14 protein-coding genes are annotated in these 19,247 nt (G+C 48.5%); 12 read left to right on the forward strand and 2 right to left on the reverse strand.

The genetic code is table 11. The annotated features are described in order from the left end of the window. The first annotated feature begins 20 nt into the window (after positions 1-20). From nirB to WBG78_RS27945, 12 genes are all read left to right on the forward strand, one after another. A complete protein-coding gene (gene nirB / locus WBG78_RS27890; protein WP_337329817.1) occupies positions 21-2,513 on the forward strand; it encodes a nitrite reductase large subunit NirB in 2,493 nt (830 codons plus the stop codon). A 17-nt stretch (positions 2,514-2,530) separates the two neighbouring features. Further along, a complete protein-coding gene (gene nirD, locus WBG78_RS27895) occupies positions 2,531-2,905 on the forward strand; it encodes a nitrite reductase small subunit NirD (protein ID WP_337329818.1) in 375 nt (124 codons plus the stop codon). Positions 2,906-2,981: 76 nt separating this feature from the next. Further along, positions 2,982-4,844, forward strand: coding sequence for a sensor histidine kinase (locus tag WBG78_RS27900; protein WP_337329819.1), 1,863 nt, complete (start codon positions 2,982-2,984; stop codon positions 4,842-4,844). A 21-nt stretch (positions 4,845-4,865) separates the two neighbouring features. Beyond that, positions 4,866-5,522, forward strand: coding sequence for a response regulator transcription factor (locus WBG78_RS27905; RefSeq protein WP_337329820.1), 657 nt, complete (start codon positions 4,866-4,868; stop codon positions 5,520-5,522). 121 nt (positions 5,523-5,643) lie between these two features. Next, positions 5,644-6,966, forward strand: a complete 1,323-nt coding sequence (locus tag WBG78_RS27910) for an MFS transporter (RefSeq protein ID WP_337329821.1) — start codon at positions 5,644-5,646, stop codon at positions 6,964-6,966. Positions 6,967-6,970: 4 nt separating this feature from the next. Beyond that, entirely contained in the window at positions 6,971-8,452 is a 1,482-nt protein-coding gene (locus WBG78_RS27915) for an alginate export family protein (RefSeq protein WP_337329822.1), read from the forward strand. A gap of 10 nt (positions 8,453-8,462) precedes the next feature. Beyond that, on the forward strand, positions 8,463-11,972 hold the full coding sequence (locus WBG78_RS27920) for a molybdopterin-dependent oxidoreductase (protein WP_337329823.1): 3,510 nt from the start codon (positions 8,463-8,465) through the stop codon (positions 11,970-11,972). Between the two features lies 1 nt (position 11,973). Then, complete coding sequence (locus WBG78_RS27925) at positions 11,974-13,455, forward strand: rubredoxin (protein ID WP_337329824.1); 1,482 nt, start codon at positions 11,974-11,976, stop codon at positions 13,453-13,455. 134 nt (positions 13,456-13,589) lie between these two features. Continuing rightward, on the forward strand, positions 13,590-14,162 hold the full coding sequence (locus WBG78_RS27930) for an NADAR family protein (protein ID WP_337329825.1): 573 nt from the start codon (positions 13,590-13,592) through the stop codon (positions 14,160-14,162). Positions 14,163-14,215: 53 nt separating this feature from the next. Beyond that, positions 14,216-14,650 (forward strand): VOC family protein, encoded by a 435-nt coding sequence (locus WBG78_RS27935; protein ID WP_337329826.1) that lies wholly within the window; start codon positions 14,216-14,218, stop codon positions 14,648-14,650. Between the two features lie 8 nt (positions 14,651-14,658). Further along, entirely contained in the window at positions 14,659-15,153 is a 495-nt protein-coding gene (locus WBG78_RS27940; protein ID WP_337329827.1) for a GNAT family N-acetyltransferase, read from the forward strand. A gap of 8 nt (positions 15,154-15,161) precedes the next feature. Next, on the forward strand, positions 15,162-15,662 hold the full coding sequence (locus WBG78_RS27945; protein WP_337329828.1) for an iron chaperone: 501 nt from the start codon (positions 15,162-15,164) through the stop codon (positions 15,660-15,662). 22 nt (positions 15,663-15,684) lie between these two features. Here WBG78_RS27945 and WBG78_RS27950 read toward each other — a convergent pair whose 3' ends face one another. After that, on the reverse strand, positions 15,685-16,083 hold the full coding sequence (locus WBG78_RS27950) for an OsmC family protein (RefSeq protein ID WP_337329829.1): 399 nt from the start codon (positions 16,081-16,083) through the stop codon (positions 15,685-15,687). Between the two features lie 19 nt (positions 16,084-16,102). Then, a complete protein-coding gene (locus tag WBG78_RS27955; RefSeq protein WP_337329830.1) occupies positions 16,103-19,246 on the reverse strand; it encodes an efflux RND transporter permease subunit in 3,144 nt (1,047 codons plus the stop codon). Between the last annotated feature and the right edge of the window lies 1 nt (position 19,247).

Below are 19,247 nucleotides of genomic sequence, written 5' to 3' on the forward strand. Positions count from 1 at the left end.
ACTACTTAAAACGATTGCACATGACCCGGATTATCATCGTAGGAAATGGGATGGTGGGCTACAAGCTTTGCGAGAAGCTGAAGAAGCATCAGGTTTCGGCCCATATTATAGTATATGGCGAAGAGCCAAGACCGGCATATGATCGAGTCCATCTAAGTAGCTACTTCAACGGGAAAACGGAGGAGGATCTGCAGATGGCTCCAATCTCCTGGTATAAAGAGCAGGGCGTTGAACTGCATCTCGGCGAGCTGGTCACTCAGATTGATCGTGAGCATCGGACAATCATTACCCACACCGGGCGCACAGATAACTATGACTATCTCGTATTGGCTACTGGCTCCAGCGCCTTTGTACCACAGGTTAAGGGTGTCGAGCGCGATGGTGTATTCGTATATCGTACGATTGATGACTTGAATCAGATCATCAACTTTGGCAAGACCGTTTCGCGTGCGGCAGTTATAGGTGGTGGATTGTTGGGACTTGAAGCGGCCAAGGCTTTGCAGGACCTGGGATTACAAACTCACGTAGTTGAATTCGCGCCCAGGCTGATGCCCAGGCAGCTTGATGAAACCGGAGCTTCAGTACTTCAGCAGAAGCTCGAATCTCTTGGGCTCTCTGTGCACCTTAAGAAGTCGACACGGGAAATTGCAGGTAATGGTGTGGTAGGAGGACTTGACTTTGAAGATGGAACGTTCCTCGACGTTGAAATGGTTGTGATATCGGCGGGCATTCGTCCCCGTGATGAATTGGCTAAGAGATCGGGCCTTGAAACGCATCCGAGAGGCGGGGTGATTGTAGATGACCTGATGAAAACCAATGATGCGCATATCTATGCCGTTGGAGAGGTGGCAGTACACCGGAACTTCATATATGGACTTGTGGCCCCCGGTTACGAAATGGCCGAGGTGGTCGCTCATCAGCTGGCAAACAAGGAGCTTCGGACATTTACGGGTTTCGATATGTCGACGAAGCTGAAGTTGTTGGGTGTCGACGTGGGAAGCTTCGGGGATGCTTTAGGTGAAACACCTGGTGCTGTACCGATCATTTTTCAGGACAGACACAACGGGACCTATAAGCGAATAAATATTTCTTCTGATGGAAAGCGATTGCTTGGCGGTATCCTCGTTGGAGATGCTTCTCAGTATGGAGCCTTTCATCAGATGGCGCTTAATCAGTTAGCGCTTCCCCCTAAGCCTGAATCATTGATCATCGGCACGGGCGACAAGAACAATGCGACAGATGGTGTGAAGGCATTACCCGACACTGCAATGATCTGCGCATGCGAAAATGTTTCCAAAGGCGATATAGCGAATGCTGTAAGGGAGAAGGGAGCAAGCTCTGTAGACCATATCAAGAAATTCACAAAGGCGTGTACCGGATGTGGCGGATGCACATCGATGGTTAACGATATCGTGAAGTATACGCTCGAGTCGCTCGGTCACAAAGTGAAAAAATCACTCTGTGAACATTTCGATTACTCCCGCCAGGAGCTTTACGACATCATCAGTATAAAAGGCATTCGTACATATGATGACCTTCTTGAAGCATGCGGAAAAGGTGATGGCTGCGAAATCTGCAAGCCCGCCGTTGCTTCACTCATGGCCAGCATTTGGAATGAGACGATTCTTTCGCAGGCAACTATACAGGACACCAACGACCGCTTCCTTGCAAACATTCAGCGCGGGGGTACCTACTCCGTTGTGCCCCGTATTGCCGGTGGTGAGATTACACCGGCCAAGCTGATCGCCATCGGTCGCATTGCGCAGAAATATGATTTGTATACAAAGATCACCGGTGGTCAGCGTATCGACATGTTTGGTGCCCGCGTGGAACAACTTCCTGAAATATGGGAAGAGCTGATCAGTGAAGGATTTGAGAGTGGTCATGCTTATGGTAAGGCGCTCCGAACAGTTAAGAGTTGCGTCGGATCCACCTGGTGCCGCTATGGCGTTCAGGATTCAGTTTCATTTGCCATATACATTGAAGAACGATATAAGGGCCTGCGTGCACCCCATAAGTTGAAGGGAGCAGTATCAGGATGCATACGCGAGTGTGCTGAAGCGCAATCCAAAGACTTTGGGGTGATTGCAACTGAGAAGGGATGGAATTTATACGTGTGTGGAAATGGAGGATCGAGGCCTCAGCACGCAAAACTACTTGTAAGTGACGTAGACACGGACACTTGCGTAAAGCTGATCGATCGTTTCCTGATGTTCTATATTAAAACAGCGGATCCTCTTACGCGTACTGCAACATGGCTCAATAAGATGGAAGGAGGAATGGAATATCTGAGAGATGTTATTGTGAACGATTCTCTTGGCATGGCCGAATCACTTGAGCAGGACATGGTAGAATTGTTGAAGCATTATGAGTGCGAATGGAAGAAGGTTGTGGAAGATCCATCACTGCGGGCGCAATTCAGACACTTCATCAATGACGATGAGCAGGATCCAACGATATCATTTGTTGGAATGCGTGAGCAGAAATCTCCTCCAGACTGGAACAAGAAGTAATCTTAATCTAAGAGACGATGAAAGAAATTAAAATGCTGTCGACAGCAGACGATACTCAGGTAAAGGTTTGGTTTAGGGCCGCCAGGGCGGCGGATTTTCCGGAGAACGGCGGTGCGTGCGTCCGATACAAGGACGCACAAATCGCCGTATTTAACTTCTCGCGCCGGAGCGAATGGTATGCCTGTCAAAATCTTTGCCCTCATAAGATGCAGATGGTTCTGTCGCGCGGTATCATTGGCTCTACTGAAGGCGAGCCGAAGGTCGCCTGTCCTTTTCACAAACGCACCTTTTCTCTTCGAACGGGTGCTTGCATGAATTCAGCAGACGAGGGCATTGTTACTTTCCCTGTAAAAGTCGAGGATGGTTACGTTTTAATTGGGTTCGCTCAGTAGTGCAATTGTAACAGGGACGCGATTCTACGTGAATTCTAAGTAGTCGGGTTCGTGAATTTGTGTAACTTGAAATCGCATGCGACTCACTCAGGACTTCTATGGTAACTCGCGACCCAAGTTCCGTCATCTTGGGAGATGGTACATACTTGCGTTAAGCGCAATTGCCGCCATCTCTATTCTTGGGCAGATTCTTATTCAACGCCATCTGGCAGATCAGTTCTACGACTCACAAGTTGTGAATCTGGCTGGCAAGCAACGTATGCTAAGTCAGCGGATTGCAAAAGTAACTCTTATGTTACGGAGTTATCAATCAAGCGAAGAACGTGAGAAAATTGCTGATGATCTTTCCGAGACGCTTCACCTGTGGCAGGTAACCCAGGCCGGGCTTCAAAGAGGCAACGACAGTTTGCACCTGCCCGGAGAGAACTCAGAGGCGATCAATGAGATATTCAAGTCTATTGAAACTCCGTTCAATGAAATGCAGACCGGAGCGAAAGGCATCATAGAACAGCTGGCCTTTCATCAACAGGTGGCGATGGGTTATCTTCAGCCACACATCAACAGAGTACTTAATAATGAGACTGCATTTCTTGCAGGCATGGACAGAATCGTCCAGCAATATGCTGATGAAGCCAATCATAAGGTAACAACCTTAAGCAGGTTGGAGTATCTTCTGCTGATTGTGTCTTTACTGGTCATTGCCGCTGAAGTGATGTATATCTTCAGGCCTACTGCGGTGCATGTAGCCCGCACGGTAAAGAAGCTTCGTGCCTCCGAGAAGAATGCCCGTAAACTATTGAAGGAAGTTGGCGCACTGTATTCCTCACTGGAGCGATCGTATGAACAACTTTCTGTAATTAATCAGCCGGTGGAAAATCCGCGTCTGTACGCGAAGGCGGATGCCGGAGGAAACGTGACTTTTGTAAGTGATGTCTTCCATGAACTTAATGGCGGTGTTGGTAAATCAGATCGACTCTGCGATCTGTTCAAAGGGATGGCTCACCCTGACGATTGGATGGATGAAATTGTCGATACAGTGTCGGAGGGTAACTCATGGCAGGGCGAGGTCAGGTTTCATACACTTAGCGGTGCTGAATGCTGGGCCATGCTCATCATTCAACCAGTGTATACAGACGAAGGAGAACAGGAATTGTTGATGATGGGATCAAACACCACCACGCGTAAGCAGGCCGAACTGACCATGAACAAGAAGAACAGGGCTGAGATTGACAAGCTCGTGAATCAGCAAAAGTTCCGTTCGGTTCTTATACTAGAAGGGCAGGAAGAGGAGCGCAAGCGTATTGCCATGGATATTCACGATGGGATCGGTCAAATGCTGACTTCGTTGAAATATCAGATTGAGTCAATGGTTCCGACCGACGTCAAAGTAAAAGAACGAATTGAGGAAGTCGACAAACTCATTAAAGAAACGATCAAAGAGGTTCGTCGCGTAACGTTTAACCTTAAGCCTACTGTGTTGGGTGATTACGGTTTGCAGGCCGGTCTCAAAGTGTATATTCAGGAAATGGGCAAGCTTACTGACGTAGCTCTGGTTTACGAGACGCATGGACAGATGGAGCGCCTTCCTCAGAAGATTGAAAACAATGCCTTCCGGATTATTCAGGAAGCAGTCAACAACGCGATCAAATACGCCAATGCAAGTCAGATAACGGTGGCTTTGGAAAAGAATGATGATGAGTGCGTCATAACGGTTACTGATAATGGACAGGGTTTCGACACCCGCCTGATCGAAGAGCGGAGTGTTAACATTGAGTCTGGCCGCGGTTTCTTTAATATGTATGAACGTACCGAGTATATCAACGGTAAGATTGAAATTGAGTCCCATCCTGGAGAAGGGACACGCGTGTTGCTCAGAGTACCCATTCAAACTGCCGGGGGAACAAAAGTGGCACAAAGAACGGAACAGGTAGCCGGATAGTTATAGATAGCGAATTGAGAGATGAGTAAAATAAATGTCTTACTGGCCGATGATCATGTACTGGTACGCAATGGTATTAAATCCATGCTGGAGTCGGAGGCTGATATTAGTGTAGTAGGTGAGGCAAGCGATGGCGCCGAAGCCGTTGAATCGGTGAAGAAATTGAAGCCGGATATTGTCATACTCGATATCAGAATGCCTCGCATGACCGGACTTGAAGCGGCAGCAAAGCTCCGGCAGGCAGTTCCTGGCGTGAAGTCGGTAATCTTATCGATGCACGATTCCGAAGAGTATGTTATTGAAGCGCTCAACGCCGGAGCATTTGGGTACCTTTTAAAGGATACCGACAAGTTTGAATTCATCAAAGCGTTAAAACAAATCAATACCGGGACTAAGTACTTCAGCGGAGCGGTGTCCAACGTACTGGCCAACCGCATTCTGAATTCCCGCCCTGCTCTTCCCGCGACCAGCACGAAGCCGGACCCGTATCATCTGACGCGGCGTGAAAAGGAGATCCTGCGCCTCGTTGTCGACGGGAAGCAAAACAAGGAGATAGCAGAGTCTATGGGAAAAAGCGTGAGGACGATCGAAACCCACCGTTTCAACATTATGAAGAAAATGGACGTGAATAATGCAGTAGACATGATTAACAAATCGCTGCGTGAGAATTTGCTTTAGCTACCCTACGTAATTTCAATCGTGTTCTGAGAAAAATAGCAGTAAATACGTAAATTAATACGTATTAAATACGTAGAAGATCTGGAAATGTGTACATTTATTACGTATTAAATACGTAATAATGAAAGCAACCCTTCAAGCAACCCGGATCAACCTGTTTGACTTCTCGTCGGTGCCGATGCGCACTTTCCATCTAACGTGGATTACCTTCTTCTGCTGCTTTTTTGGCTGGTTTGGAATCGCGCCACTGATGCCGTTGGTGCGTGAGGATCTTGGTCTGACCAAGGCGCAAATCGGAAACGTAATCGTCGCCTCGGTCTCCATTACCATCTTCGCGAGATTGTTGTTCGGATGGCTTTGCGATAAGATCGGCCCGCGGTTGTCCTACACCATATTACTGCTTCTGGGTTCATTGCCGGTAACCTTCATAGGACTTAGCAATAGCTATGAATCGTTTCTTCTGTTCAGACTGGCAATTGGTGTAATTGGTGCGTCATTCGTCGTCACCCAATATCACACGTCCGTTATGTTTGCTCCCAACGTAGTGGGTACTGCAAATGCAACCGCTGCCGGATGGGGTAACATGGGCGGCGGAGCTACGCTGATTATGATGCCTTTGATATGCGCTGGCTTTATTGCGTTGGGATATGCCGATGCAACTGCCTGGAGACTGAGTATGGTCGTGCCCGGTATCGCTCTGTTTGTCATGGGTATTGTTTATTATACATGCACGCAGGATTATCCGCAGGGTAACAAAAAAGATATTCAGAAGGAAATCACTAAGACCAATAACGATGGCGCTACACGCATGTCGATCTGGTCGATATGTAGAGACTACCGGGTGTGGGTACTTTTCCTAGCTTATGGCGCCTGTTTTGGAATAGAGATAACTATCGACAACATCGCCACACTGTACTTTGTGGACAATTTCAAGTTGGGTATCAAGGAGGCAGGGTTGATCGCGGGGATGTTTGGTATGATGAATATTTTCGCCCGTGCGCTCGGAGGCATCTTTGCCGATAAAGCAGGAAAGAAATTCGGACTTCGCGGTCGTGTCATGTTGCTTGGGATGTTCTTGCTGCTTGAGGGTATTGGAATCATGCTCTTCAGCGCGACTACAACGCTCTTTGCCTCTATCGTTCTTATGCTGGTATTTGCATTGTTCCTGAAGATGTCGAACGGGGCAACATATGCTGTGGTACCTTTTATTAACAAGCGTGCAATTGGAATGGTATCCGGAGTTGTTGGAGCAGGAGGAAACGTCGGTGCCGTGCTCGCTGGGTTTCTGTTTAAGTCTGAGGAGCTGTCGTATCGCGAAAGCCTGTTCATCATTGGCGTGGCTGTGGTATTTGTAGCGGTCATTTCATTTGCACTCACAGCGTTAACTGCGAGGTCGTCAGCACCAGAGAGTTTGCAGCCTGTGTTGGAACCAGTAAAAGCTTAACGGAATGTTCAGTAATTCTACTGGTAACTGCACGCATAGTGCTCAACCTCCACTATCACGCGCGCGAGGTGTTCTGAAATCTTTCTACCATGCCAGAACCGGGAAGGTGATTGCTTCATGTTGCCTGGTTTTCGTGGTTATGATTGCCGCAGCTCCCTGCTTTGCTCAGCTTTCGGTTTCTGCACAGCTTCGTACACGCTCGGAATTGAGAGATGGCCAGGGAACACCTTCTGTAGCGGATACGGTTCCTGCATTCTTTACGTCGCAGCGCACGAGAGTAAGCATCGGATTTACAGGATATAGATTCAAACTTTACTCTGTCATTCAGGACGTACGCGTCTGGGGGCAGGATGCATCAACAGTAAATCGTGTAACAACTTCCGGTCAAAGCACCCTGATGCTTCATGAAGCCTGGGGCGAGATCAGTTTGCTCGACACAGCGAACCACGTGAATCAGTTTACGCTAAAAGTCGGGCGTCAGGAATTAAATTACGATGATGCGCGGCTCGTTGGTAACCTCGATTGGCTTCAACAGGCACGCCGGCATGATGCAGTTTTGCTGAAGTTTGAGAACAAAGACATCGTAGCTCATGCGGGAGCTGCCTTTAACCAGAATGAAGAGCGGAAATCAAACACCATTTACAACGGCGTACCTACCGGATATTCGGCAGGTACGAATGGCATAGGTACGATGTACAAGTCAATGCAGTTCCTTTACGCAGCAAGGAAATTCAAGGCATCTACGCTGTCGTTCTTATTCTTCAAGGATGACTTCAGTAAATTCCACGCAGACAACAGTAATCCGCAGCAGCCGAAGCCGGTTTATGAGTCGGGTGTTTGGAGTCGGTTTACAACCGGAGCGCATTTTACGGGCGCTCTTACCAAGAGAATTAACGCCAGCGCCGATGCGTTCTACCAGGGCGGCAGCTATCGCGAGGGGACATCTTTGAATGAATATTTCTTTTCGTTCGCTGCGATGTATACTCAGTCAAAGCATTTCAGCATCGGACCGGGAGTGGATCTCACATCAGGAAATAACGGCTCAGATCCGTCAAAGAAATATCAGCGATTTGATCCACTATATGGTACACCCCACAAGTTTTGGGGATATATGGATTACTTCTACGCAGCTGACGGTTTTGGCCCCAATGGTTTATTAGATCTCTACCTCAAAACGAGATTTACGCCTACTGAAAAGTCTTACATCACTTTTGACGTCCATCAGTTCTCACTGCCCAATGCCGTAACCGACGAGCAGGGCAACGTAATGAACAAATCATTGGGCATTGAGTTCGATCTCGTTGGATCATTTGCTCTCACCAAAATAGTAAGCATCGAAGGCGGCTACTCTTTTATGCACATGAGTTCAACTATGTTGAACCCGCAGGTTAAGAATGTTGCCGATGCAGGCAGGGGGGCACAATGGGCCTGGCTCATGATTAACATTAAGCCTTCCTTTTCGTTCGACAAATCCCCTGGCAAATAACCGTAACGTTATGAAATCGGATCACCAATCGCGTAAAACTACTTGTTCCTATTGTGGTGTTGGCTGTGGCATGATAGTGTCGAAGGACAGGAAGGGTAAGTTGCACGTGGAGGGCGACAAGGACCATCCTGTCAATCGCGGAATGCTCTGCTCAAAGGGCATGAACCTTCACTACGCGATGCAGGATAAGAGTGATCGGTTGCTTTATCCGGAGATGCGCGCGGCTCGTTCACATCCCTTCCAGAGGGTAAGCTGGGATACGGCGATGCAACGAACCGTAGCGGTATTTAAGTCGATCATTCGGGCTCACGGTCCTGATGCAGTTGCATTCTATGTTTCAGGTCAGTGCCTTACGGAAGAGTACTACGTGGCCAATAAGCTTGTAAAAGGCTTTTTAGGTACGAACAACATAGATACCAATTCACGTCTATGCATGAGCAGTGCGGTCTCGGCGTATGCTGGCATGCTTGGAGAAGACGCCGTACCCATTGCGTACGAAGACATCGAGCTGTCCGATTGTATGCTGATTGCAGGGGCCAATCCCGCGTGGTGTCATCCGATACTATTCAGGCGGATGGAGAAACACAAGCAATTGAATCCGGATGTAAGGGTAATTGTTGTTGACCCGAGAAGGACTCAGAGTGCCGCATGGGCAGATCTACATTTGCAGATACAGCCGGGAACTGACGTTGTTCTGTACAATGCTATTGGCCGGATTCTCATTGAGAGCAATGCCATAGATGAATCGTTTATACTTGATCATACTGAGAATTTTGATGCGTACCGTGAAACGGCATTTACACACAGCGTGTCCGAGGCGTCAGCGATTTGTGATGTCGATGAACGCGATATAAGACTTGCTGCTACATACATCGCTCAAGCTAAAGGTTTCCTCACACTCTGGGCGATGGGGCTTAACCAAAGCGTGGTTGGTGTGAAAAAGAATCACGCCTTAATCAGTCTTAACCTGATCACTGGTCATATTGGGAAGCCGGGCTCCGGACCTTTCTCGCTGACGGGTCAGCCCAACGCAATGGGCGGCCGTGAAGTTGGCGGACTTGCGACCATGCTGGCTGCACACCGCAGTATTCAGAATCAGGCACATCGTGAGGAAGTTGCTGAATTCTGGGGCGTTCAGAAAGTGAGCGAAAAGCCAGGACTCACGGCTACACAAATGATCGAAGCACTTGAAGACGGTCGACTGAAAGCCATTTGGATAATCTGTACAAATCCCCTGGTAAGTTTGCCGGACACTACGCGTGTAGAGGCAGCGTTGCGCAAGGCACGCTTTGTTGTTGTTCAGGATATTTCCCGGAAGTCTGACAGCATACCTTTTGCAGACGTTGTGTTTCCTGCTGCAGGGCATTTCGAAAAGGAAGGAACAATGACAAACTCCGAGCGTCGCGTAAGTCACTTGCAGAAGATCGTGGACCCTCCCGGTGAAGCCCTTCCCGACGCTGATATTCTTTGCCGTTTTGCGAAAGGAATGGGCTTTCACGGATTTGACTATAAGTCGGCAGAAGAAGTTTTTCTGGAACACGCACGCCTGACGAAAAATACGCGGATCGATGTTAGTGGGGTGACGTATGACTCCCTTCGGAACCAGGGCTCCGTTCAGTGGCCTGTGCCACACGAAGGGCATACCGGAACCCCACGCTTGTTCGAAAACAAAAAGTTTTTCACACCTTCCGGGAAAGCGCGCTTCTTTGCCGTCGCCCCTGCCAACGAGCTATCAGAACCTCTGACACCGAATTTTCCCTTTATACTTACAACGGGACGGATACGCGATCAGTGGCACACGATGACGAAAACAGGCAAGGTAAATCGTCTCAGGCAGCACATCAGTAAACCATTCCTCGAGATTCATCCGGAAGATGCAGCGAATCGCGGCATCGGAGAGGGCGATCCTGTTGTGATCAGCAATGGGCGCGGCGAGGTTCGGGTATGTGCCCGCATCAGCACAGACATTAAACCAGGTACCCTATTCCTTCCCATGCATTGGGGAAAGTCTTTTGCGAATGCACTCGCCAGAGCAAACAACCTGACGGATATACGCGTCGACCCCACGTCCAAGGAACCGGACTTTAAATTCTCGGCAGTTGATGTGCGCCTGTACGAAAAGCCGAAGGAACGCATCCTGGTTGTTGGAGCCGGAGCAGCTGCGTACCGCTTCATTTGTTCCTACAGGGCACGAAACAGCGAAGATGAAATTACGGTCATCTCAAAAGAGCGTGACCCATTTTACAACCGCGTCCTCCTTCCTGAATATGTAAATGGAAATCTTTCGTGGGAGAAGCTAAGAAAGTTCCAGGCTGGTGAATTCGAAGTGCTCGATGTGAATATCGAACTCGAAAATGAAGTAGTTGGAATTGATCGGTTCTCACGCGTAGCAATTGATAAATATGGCCGTAAGCATCATTACGATAAGCTCGTACTCGCAACAGGTACGCGTGCGCATATTCCTAATGATGCTCCGGTGAAACTACCCGGTGTATTCACCATGCGCACACGGGCAGATGCCGACCGGTTGAGACAATTCGTTAAAGCGCCCGGCCACGTATTGATTGTAGGTGGTGGTTTACTCGGGCTTGAACTGGCTGTATCGTTGCGCGAGATGGATATCGCCGTTTCAGTTGTGCAGCTCGGTAGCCGTTTGATGGAACGGCAAATTGATACGCTTGCAGCCGAACTGCTTCTTGAGTTTATAGAAGAATCAGACATCGCCGTTTACCTTAATGACCAGGTCCAGTCTGTTCGCTTTGAGGAGACGACCGAGACGTTGTCGATTCAATTCCGCAGTGGAAAGATCATACCTGCAAACGCCCTGGTGTACGCGGTAGGTACTCGTCCGAATATCGAATTTGCTGTTTCCGCAGGCATTGAATCAGGACGGGGCATTGTCGTTAACGACAACCTGCAGTCAAGCGATCCTAACATCTTTGCCATTGGAGAGATAGCTGAACATCGTGGCAATATGCTTGGCATCACTGCTGCTGCGGAAAAGCAGGCCGATGTACTTGCACGCTTCCTGCTGGGTGACGCTCAATCGATGTACACCGGCACTGTGCCAATGAATATATTGAAGCTGTCGGGACTACACCTGTGTTCCATCGGCATACCCGATATTCCGGGCGATGGTCAGGGATACGAAGAGATCCTCTTTGTTGATCGTACGCAGCGTTACTATAAGAAGTGCATTATCAAAGATGATCGCCTGGTAGGCGCAATCCTCATTGGCGATAAAACCGAGTTCGCCGAATTCAAGCAGTTGATTGAAGATGGACTGGAGCTGTCTGAACGCCGTCTCCAGTTGCTCCGATCCGGCACTACAGCGCCTCCGGTGATCGGTAAACTCGTTTGTACCTGTAACCAGGTTGGTTCAGGAAATATCGAACAAATAATTGCCACTGGCTGCAATACGCTATCTGATATCTGCCAGCGCTCAGGTGCTGGACTTGGATGTGGTAGCTGCAAGCCGGAAATTCAGGCTATCTTGCAAGCAATGAAAGTAAATGTCTGAGATGAGTTTGAACGTTGCCCATAGCCGCGAGGTGCCGCGTCGCGAGAAGAGCGAGCTTATACGCGCGTTTGTGAAGGGCGGATTTCTTTCACCGGCTGCGCTTCTCAAAATCATGGAGTTGTCCAAAAGCATGGGCAACAAATACGTGCTGTTTGGTTCGCGGCAGGACATCATGTTTCCAAAGAACAACGTTTCTGAAGAACAGCTTGACGCGGTCTTCAATGCTATCAAAATAGAACATGAGTTGTCGGGCGATATTTCTGTCCATCAAAATATTGTTACCTCTTATGTTGCTGTTAATGTTGTTGAGACTACCAGCTGGGTAAAGGAAGACACTTACAACGTGCTGATGGACGGTTTTGAGTTCACACCACGTCTGAAGATCAACATAGTTGATCCCATGCAACGACTGGTGCCATTGTTTTCCGGCGAGTTGAACTTCATCGCTTCGCGTGAGGAGAACTACTGGTACCTTTATATCCGTGATCCGCGTAAAGGTAACGTTCTGGAATGCTGGCCACGACTGGTGTTCGGCCAGGACATTCCAAAGATCTCCAAAGAACTTGAAAGCCTGTTTCTTGAATTCCGGCCCTTCACAACGGAGGAGCTATATCTTATGTTGCTGAACAACTACGTTCGCATCACCTATAAGCCCATTACGGAAAAACTCAAACTTCAGGACACGGCGTTTCCCATCTACGAGGGACTGAATGCCATGCTCAACAACCAGTACTGGCTCGGTCTGTACTGGCGGAACAACGAGTATGATATTGAATTCATGAGCGCCGCCTGCAAACTTTGTCAGGAGACGAACATCAGCAAGATCAACATCATTCCATGGAAGGCGTTTATCATTAAGGGGATTAAGTCGAGCGACAGATTGCGCTGGCAAAAGGTGATGGGAAAATTTGGTATCAATGAACGCCATTCTTCGCTGGAACTGAACTGGCATCTGCCTGTAATAGATGCCGAGGCGCTGGAGTTGAAAAGATTTCTCGTTCGCGAACTCGATCTGCAGGATATAAGCATTCACGGTTTGACGTTTACCATCAAGACGAATCGCGACATGTTCCTGTTCACATCTGTTGTGATTGAGAAGAGTCTTACCGGATATGGTGGATACAACATCCTCTATGCAAAGAATTTTAATCCAAATACGGTTACGTATCTGCCATATGCCAAGCATGTTCGGAAGGAGGTGATACCGTCTCTTCTGGTTGAGCTAAGCAAGTTGTACTTCCGTCAATTGAATCCGGAAAAAGAGCCGTTGAAAGAGATCCGGGACGAGCCGAATGCCGGAGGAAAGAATACGATGCCCGTGTATCAATGTACAAATTGTCTAACGGTGTATGATCCCCGTTATGGTGATGAACTTGCAGGAATTCAACCTGGGGTGAGCTTTGCCGAACTGCCCGATTCGTACCGCTGCCACGTCTGCGATACAGGCAAAAAGTACTTCGCCGTTGTGGGGGCTCATGCCTGACCTGACTTTTTTTACTTTATCGAACATTAAAAGTTGCTGTCCCTGCTTAAAGCAGGTCGTAGGCAGGGGCTGGTTTTATAAGCTCCACGATATACCTTTGTACAATCCGGCCGCTCAAACCGCTGGAACCTGTCATGAAATATGATCTTGCCTGGCTGAAACGGAAATACGATGGTGGTGACCGGCCTGAATTTGTATTCTTTGGCGATGAATCTGCATCCAATGAGACGCCTGGTGTTGCCACATTGACGCAATGGTTTCCCAGCCCCTTTCGTGTTGACAGCGACCAGTATCATAATGCTGCCCACTGGATGATGGTACAGAAAGCACGGTTATTTAACGATCCACAGGCCGCATCGGAGCTCCTCAGTTTGTCGGACAACAAAGAGATTGGTGAAAGAGGGAAGCAGATTTCAGGGTTTGATCAAAAGCACTGGGACGACCATCGATATAACATCGTGCTTCAAGGTAATTTGCACAAGTTTTCTCAACACCAGACGCTTCATGCGTATATTTCGGGTACGTATCCAATGGTGCTTACCGAGGCAAATCCAAAGGACAGTATCTGGGGAATAGGCATGCCTGCCGGCGCGCCTGGAATTACTGATCCATATCAGTGGAAGGGTCTGAACCTTTTGGGATTTGCCTTAATGGAGGTCAGAGATATTTTGGCTGGCATCGTGGAGGCGGCTTCTTCAGCACTTTGAGTGCGCATACAGCTAGCGTTGCTGGCTGTAATAATTGCAATAGCTGGCTTATTATGGAAGAACAACTTGAAGGAAAGGTGAACAACCGATCGATGCCACCGAGTAGCGTAATTCCGGTTTTGACATGCCGTGATTTCGACGCCACGATCAGCTGGCTCTGTGATATGTTCGGATTTCGCGAGAGATGGCGCGTAGGTGAGCATCGTGCTCAGCTGACGTTGGGCAACAGCACCATTGTTGTTACCAAACAGGCTACGGACCTTGAAATTCATAACAGTGCAATGCTGGTTCGCGTCGATGATGTGATGGAGCACTTCAAGCAATTGAATGAAAAAGGTGTGGCAGTACTGCGTGCACCCCAGGTGTTCCCTTACGGTGAGATGCAATACACGGTAGAGGATCTCGACGGAACAGTCTGGACGTTCAGTGAATCAGTAAAAGACGTTCTGCCGGAAGAGTGGGGCGGAGTCAGTTCAAACCTTGACTGAATTATTTCATGGATATACAACTCATTCCTGTTCGTGATGAACATCTTGACGCTATCCGGGAGATTTATCAATACTATGTTGATCATTCCACCGCGACATTTCATACGGGGAATGTAACGTCGAACGAACTGAGGGAAAAGATTCTTATCAATCATCCGAAGTACAGATCTTTTGTAGTTGAAGCGGATGGCTTAATACGCGGCTATTGTTATCTTTCCCAGTACAACAAGCGACAGGCATACGACCGTACTGCGGAACTCAGCATCTACTTATCACAGGACTTTCAGGGACGGGGAGCGGGTAGGGAAGTTCTCAGGCAATTGGAAGACATGGCTAAGGACGTAGGCATAGTCGTGTTGCTGGCCATTATATCGGGAGATAATGAGCAAAGCATTCGTATGTTTGCTACCGCAGGTTACTTCAAGTGTGGTGAGCTTAAAGAGGTAGGCGAGAAGTTTGGAAGAATGCTCAATGTCGTGTTTTATCAAAAGATACTTATCTGATTTTTGTTATGCTCAGGATTAACGCCACCAACATTGATGAGTTTATAGCAGCATTTCCGCCGGCCACGCAGGAGAAGCTTCGTAAGATGCGCGAGACAATAAGAAAGGCAGCGCCAGCTGCAACGGAAGAGATCAAGTATGGTATTCCAACTTTCGTGCTTAATGGCAACCTTGTCCACTTCGCGGGGTACCAACACCATATTGGATTTTATCCTGCGCCCTCGGGCATCGTTGAATTCAGGAAGGAGTTGGCTCCTTACGAATCAGCCAAAGGTTCTGTAAAATTTCCACTTGACAAGCCGCTGCCACTCTCGCTGATATCGCAGATTGTGAAGTTCAGGGTGGCGGAAAACATGGCCAAACGATCCAAGCTTAAGGAGGTGAAGAAAGCTGCTTCACCATCGGCTACGGCTAAGGCCCTTGCCAAAAAGAAGACAGGTTCAAAGGTTAATAAGCGGGCAAAGGCGACTAAGGGTAAGAAGACGGTTGCTCGTAAAAGAGCCAAATAGCAGAAGCCTGATCAATGAGGCATTACATTAGGAGTCTTACGCCGGCACCATCACGCAATGTCTTCTGAATTTCAGCTACCCTATCCGTTGAGCGGATAAGATCAGATATCTCCTCAGCGGTTGCATTCGCGGCGACGTGCGCCTGGTAACTAAAGCCATAACCTGATTCTCCTTCACCGCCGAACTCCGCCCAGGCATCGACAGTTACTTTGTTGAGTTTCATTCCTCTCTTAAGGGCCTCGCGATAAAGGTCATTGCAGAAACACGTTGCTAATGCAAGGCAAAGAAACTCACCACCATTCACCGACGATCCGTTTCCCGATGATTTTGCGGCGACATTTAATGTCTTTTCACTTTCGTTGGTTTTCACTATAACAAAGTGGTGATTGCCTTCATTGGTTACGGAAGCAGTGATTTTCATACAAGGTTTTCATGGTAAGTTAAGAAACCTCTGTCCGTTCACCATTTGATTTTCGTTCTATCCAGTAGTAGAGCGCAGTCAGGACAAACGGAGTGAAGATCAATGTTGAAGTTAATCCACCTATGATTACTGTAGCCAGTGGTCGCTGAATGTCGGAGCCAATGCCCGACGATCGGGCCGCTGGAATAAGACCTATGATGGCAACGATCATCATCATCATAATAGACCGAAGCTGACCGGTACTGGCACTGATAATCGTTGACTCGAGCGTATTATCATCCAGACTCCGTTCGCGATTTATCGCTGAGATCAGCAGGACACCTGCCATCACTGACAATCCAAATAACGATACAAAGCCCACGCCTGCCGAAACGTTAAAGTGATAGTCGCGCATCCACAGCGCGATGATACCTCCTGCAAGCGCAAACAACACGCAGACGAGCGTAAGCAAAGCGTACTTTAGATTTTTGTACAGCATAAACAAAACTACCAGTACGATAACGACAGTAAGTGGGATAGCGATCATCAGTTGTTTTCCGGCACGCTGCAGGTTCTCAAACTGACCGCCGTAGTCAATAGTGTAACCCTGTTCTAATTTGATTGCACGTTCGATCTTTTGGCGCGCCTCAGCAACGAAGCCGCCCTGATCGCGACCCTGCACGTTTGTTTTTACGATGAGCAGCCGTTTCCCATTCGCTCTGTACAGGTTTGTTTCGCCATCTAGCAATTTGATTACGGCAAGCTGATCCAGAGGCACCAGCTCCCCCGTTGCAGAAGGCACCTGAATGGCTTTGATCATGTTGATGTTGTTCCTGTTCTCCGGCACGTAGCGCAATACTATATCGTATCGCTTATCGCGATCATACACGGTTCCGACGGTCTTCCCACCAATAGTAGCCTCGACAATATTCTGTATGTCTGCGATATTGATACCATAGCGTGCAGCCTCGGTCCTGTTGATCTGAATATTCAGCTGAGCCTGCTGACCTTCCTGCTCCATGCCTACATCGGTAGCGCCATTCATATTTCGAATGATATGCCTGACGGTATCCGCGATAACGCGCATTTTCTGAATGTCGTAACCCTGAATGTTGATCGCGAGATCAGCAGCGGAACCGGTAACGGTTTCCATCACGTTATCGATGATGGGCTGCCCGAATGAAATGAACGCCGATGGTATCTCTCGTCTCATCTCCTGGCGCAGCACGTTAATAAGCTCCTGCTTGGTGGTGTCTTGCGCCCACTCTTTATAGTCCTTTAGCACCATCATGCACTCCGTGCGATTGGAGGGAAACGGATCCGTTCCATCATCGTTTCGACCAGACTGCGTAACCACATTAGCTATCTGAGGATGATGAGATGCAACCCGCCTGATAACGGGTGCGATCTTCTGCGTCTCATTTACTGATGTACCTGCCGGAAGGAATGCCCGCATCCAAATTGAGCCTTCGTCAAGAGGAGGAAGAAACTCTGTACCCAACCGTGGAAAGAAAGAAATCATAACCAATACGATGGCAAATCCGGATATGACGACCACCTTATGCGCTTTAAGTATTTTTCCCAGCGACTTACGATAGCTGCGCTCGAACCAGGCGATCAGATCAATCTTTTTTCTCCACTCTGGCACTTCGTTGTGGACGTCGCTTTTGAGATGCTTATTGTAGGCAATAGAGATCAGCACGGGAATAACCGTAAGGGCGCAGATCATCGCCCCGACAACAGCAAAGGCAAGTGTGAGTGCCATAGGCGAGAATAACTTGCCCTCTACACGCTGCATGGTGAGGATAGGCATGTAGGCCAGAACAATGATCGTTACCGAGAAGAATATTTCTCTTCCTACTTCCTGGGCTGCCGACATGGTGAGTTTAATAACACCTTCCCTTCGTTCCTCTGCCGAGGCCGTTTTGAACTTGTGCACCAGGTGCGCTGCCATAACACAAGCGCCATCAACGATAATACCGAAGTCTATCGCTCCGAGCGACAACAGGTTCGCCGGAATTCCATTGATCTTCATGAGAAGAAATGCAAACAGCAAGGCGAATGGAATGGTAAATGCTACCACCAGCGCCGTTCTGATGTTACCGAGGAACAGCACAAGGACGATCACAACTATTGAAACACCTTCGAGCAGAGTATGAGATACTGTTTCGAGTGTGTTATCCACGAGCGAAGTGCGGTCATATATAGGCGTTAGTTTCACTCCCTGCGGAAACTCGTTCTGCCTTAGCTCTTCCATTTTCTCCTTAAGCGCGAGTAATACTTCCGACGGGTTTTCACCGCGACGCATGGATACGATCCCTTCTATTCCGGAGTTAACATTTTTGCCCTCTTTGAACAGTGCGTACCCCAGTATGCCCTGGGGCGGCGGAGGACCAATTTCAATGCTGGCAATATCTTTCACGAACACAGGGACGCCATTGACAGAAGTGAGCACAATGTTACCGATATCCTCTCCGTTGCGTATGGCACCAATGCCGCGTACTGCCAGTCCCTGTCCGCCGCGTTCCACGATATTGCCGCCGGTGTTGAGGTTATTATTTTCAATGGCAGTAATTACATCAGGAATGCTGAGCTTGAACTTTCGAAGTTTCTCCGGCGAGGTGAATACGTGGAATTCCTTAACCGGACCTCCGAATGTCACAACGTCGGCGATGCCCGGAACCTGCAGAAGTGATGGAACAATAACCCAATCCTGAAGGTCGCGAAGATCAGTAGGGGTTACGTTGGGTTCGGCTTCAAGCACGTAGCGATAGATTTCTCCAACCGCCGTAGTCAGTGGACCCATTTCGGGCGTTACACCATCGGGTAATTCTGCACTGGCAAGTCGTTCGATGACCTGTTGTCTTGCAAAGTAATCATCTGTACCATCGGAGAAGGACAATTGCACCTGCGCCAAACCAAATACGGTACGTGAACGACGGGCAATAACTTTGGGAACGTTGTTCAATGCACGTTCGATTGGGATAGTCACCTGTTGCTCGACCTCTTCGGCCGCACGGCCGGGATACTTGGCGATAATGGTTACGTTAGTGTCTGCGATGTCGGGATACGCCTCTATCCGGAGTAGCTCGAATGATACAATGCCAACGGCCATCAGCACCAGAGACGCGACAACAACAGCCGTACGGTTCGACAGAGAAAGAATAAGCAATCTTCTGATCATG

Source organism: Chryseolinea sp. T2 (genome assembly GCF_037203685.1).
Taxonomy (GTDB): Bacteria; Bacteroidota; Bacteroidia; order Cytophagales; family Cyclobacteriaceae; genus Chryseolinea.

Excerpts from the sequence above, each read along its gene's own strand:
- nirB (WP_337329817.1), top strand. The coding sequence starts at position 21 with ATGACCCGGATTATCATCGTAGGAAATGGGATGGTGGGCTACAAGCTT.
- nirD (WP_337329818.1), top strand. The coding sequence starts at position 2,531 with ATGAAAGAAATTAAAATGCTGTCGACAGCAGACGATACTCAGGTAAAG.
- WBG78_RS27900 (WP_337329819.1), top strand. The coding sequence starts at position 2,982 with ATGCGACTCACTCAGGACTTCTATGGTAACTCGCGACCCAAGTTCCGT.
- WBG78_RS27905 (WP_337329820.1), top strand. The coding sequence starts at position 4,866 with ATGAGTAAAATAAATGTCTTACTGGCCGATGATCATGTACTGGTACGC.
- WBG78_RS27910 (WP_337329821.1), top strand. The coding sequence starts at position 5,644 with ATGAAAGCAACCCTTCAAGCAACCCGGATCAACCTGTTTGACTTCTCG.
- WBG78_RS27915 (WP_337329822.1), top strand. The coding sequence starts at position 6,971 with ATGTTCAGTAATTCTACTGGTAACTGCACGCATAGTGCTCAACCTCCA.
- WBG78_RS27920 (WP_337329823.1), top strand. The coding sequence starts at position 8,463 with ATGAAATCGGATCACCAATCGCGTAAAACTACTTGTTCCTATTGTGGT.
- WBG78_RS27925 (WP_337329824.1), top strand. The coding sequence starts at position 11,974 with ATGAGTTTGAACGTTGCCCATAGCCGCGAGGTGCCGCGTCGCGAGAAG.
- WBG78_RS27930 (WP_337329825.1), top strand. The coding sequence starts at position 13,590 with ATGAAATATGATCTTGCCTGGCTGAAACGGAAATACGATGGTGGTGAC.
- WBG78_RS27935 (WP_337329826.1), top strand. The coding sequence starts at position 14,216 with ATGGAAGAACAACTTGAAGGAAAGGTGAACAACCGATCGATGCCACCG.
- WBG78_RS27940 (WP_337329827.1), top strand. The coding sequence starts at position 14,659 with ATGGATATACAACTCATTCCTGTTCGTGATGAACATCTTGACGCTATC.
- WBG78_RS27945 (WP_337329828.1), top strand. The coding sequence starts at position 15,162 with ATGCTCAGGATTAACGCCACCAACATTGATGAGTTTATAGCAGCATTT.
- WBG78_RS27950 (WP_337329829.1), bottom strand. The coding sequence starts at position 16,083 with ATGAAAATCACTGCTTCCGTAACCAATGAAGGCAATCACCACTTTGTT.
- WBG78_RS27955 (WP_337329830.1), bottom strand. The coding sequence starts at position 19,246 with ATGATCAGAAGATTGCTTATTCTTTCTCTGTCGAACCGTACGGCTGTT.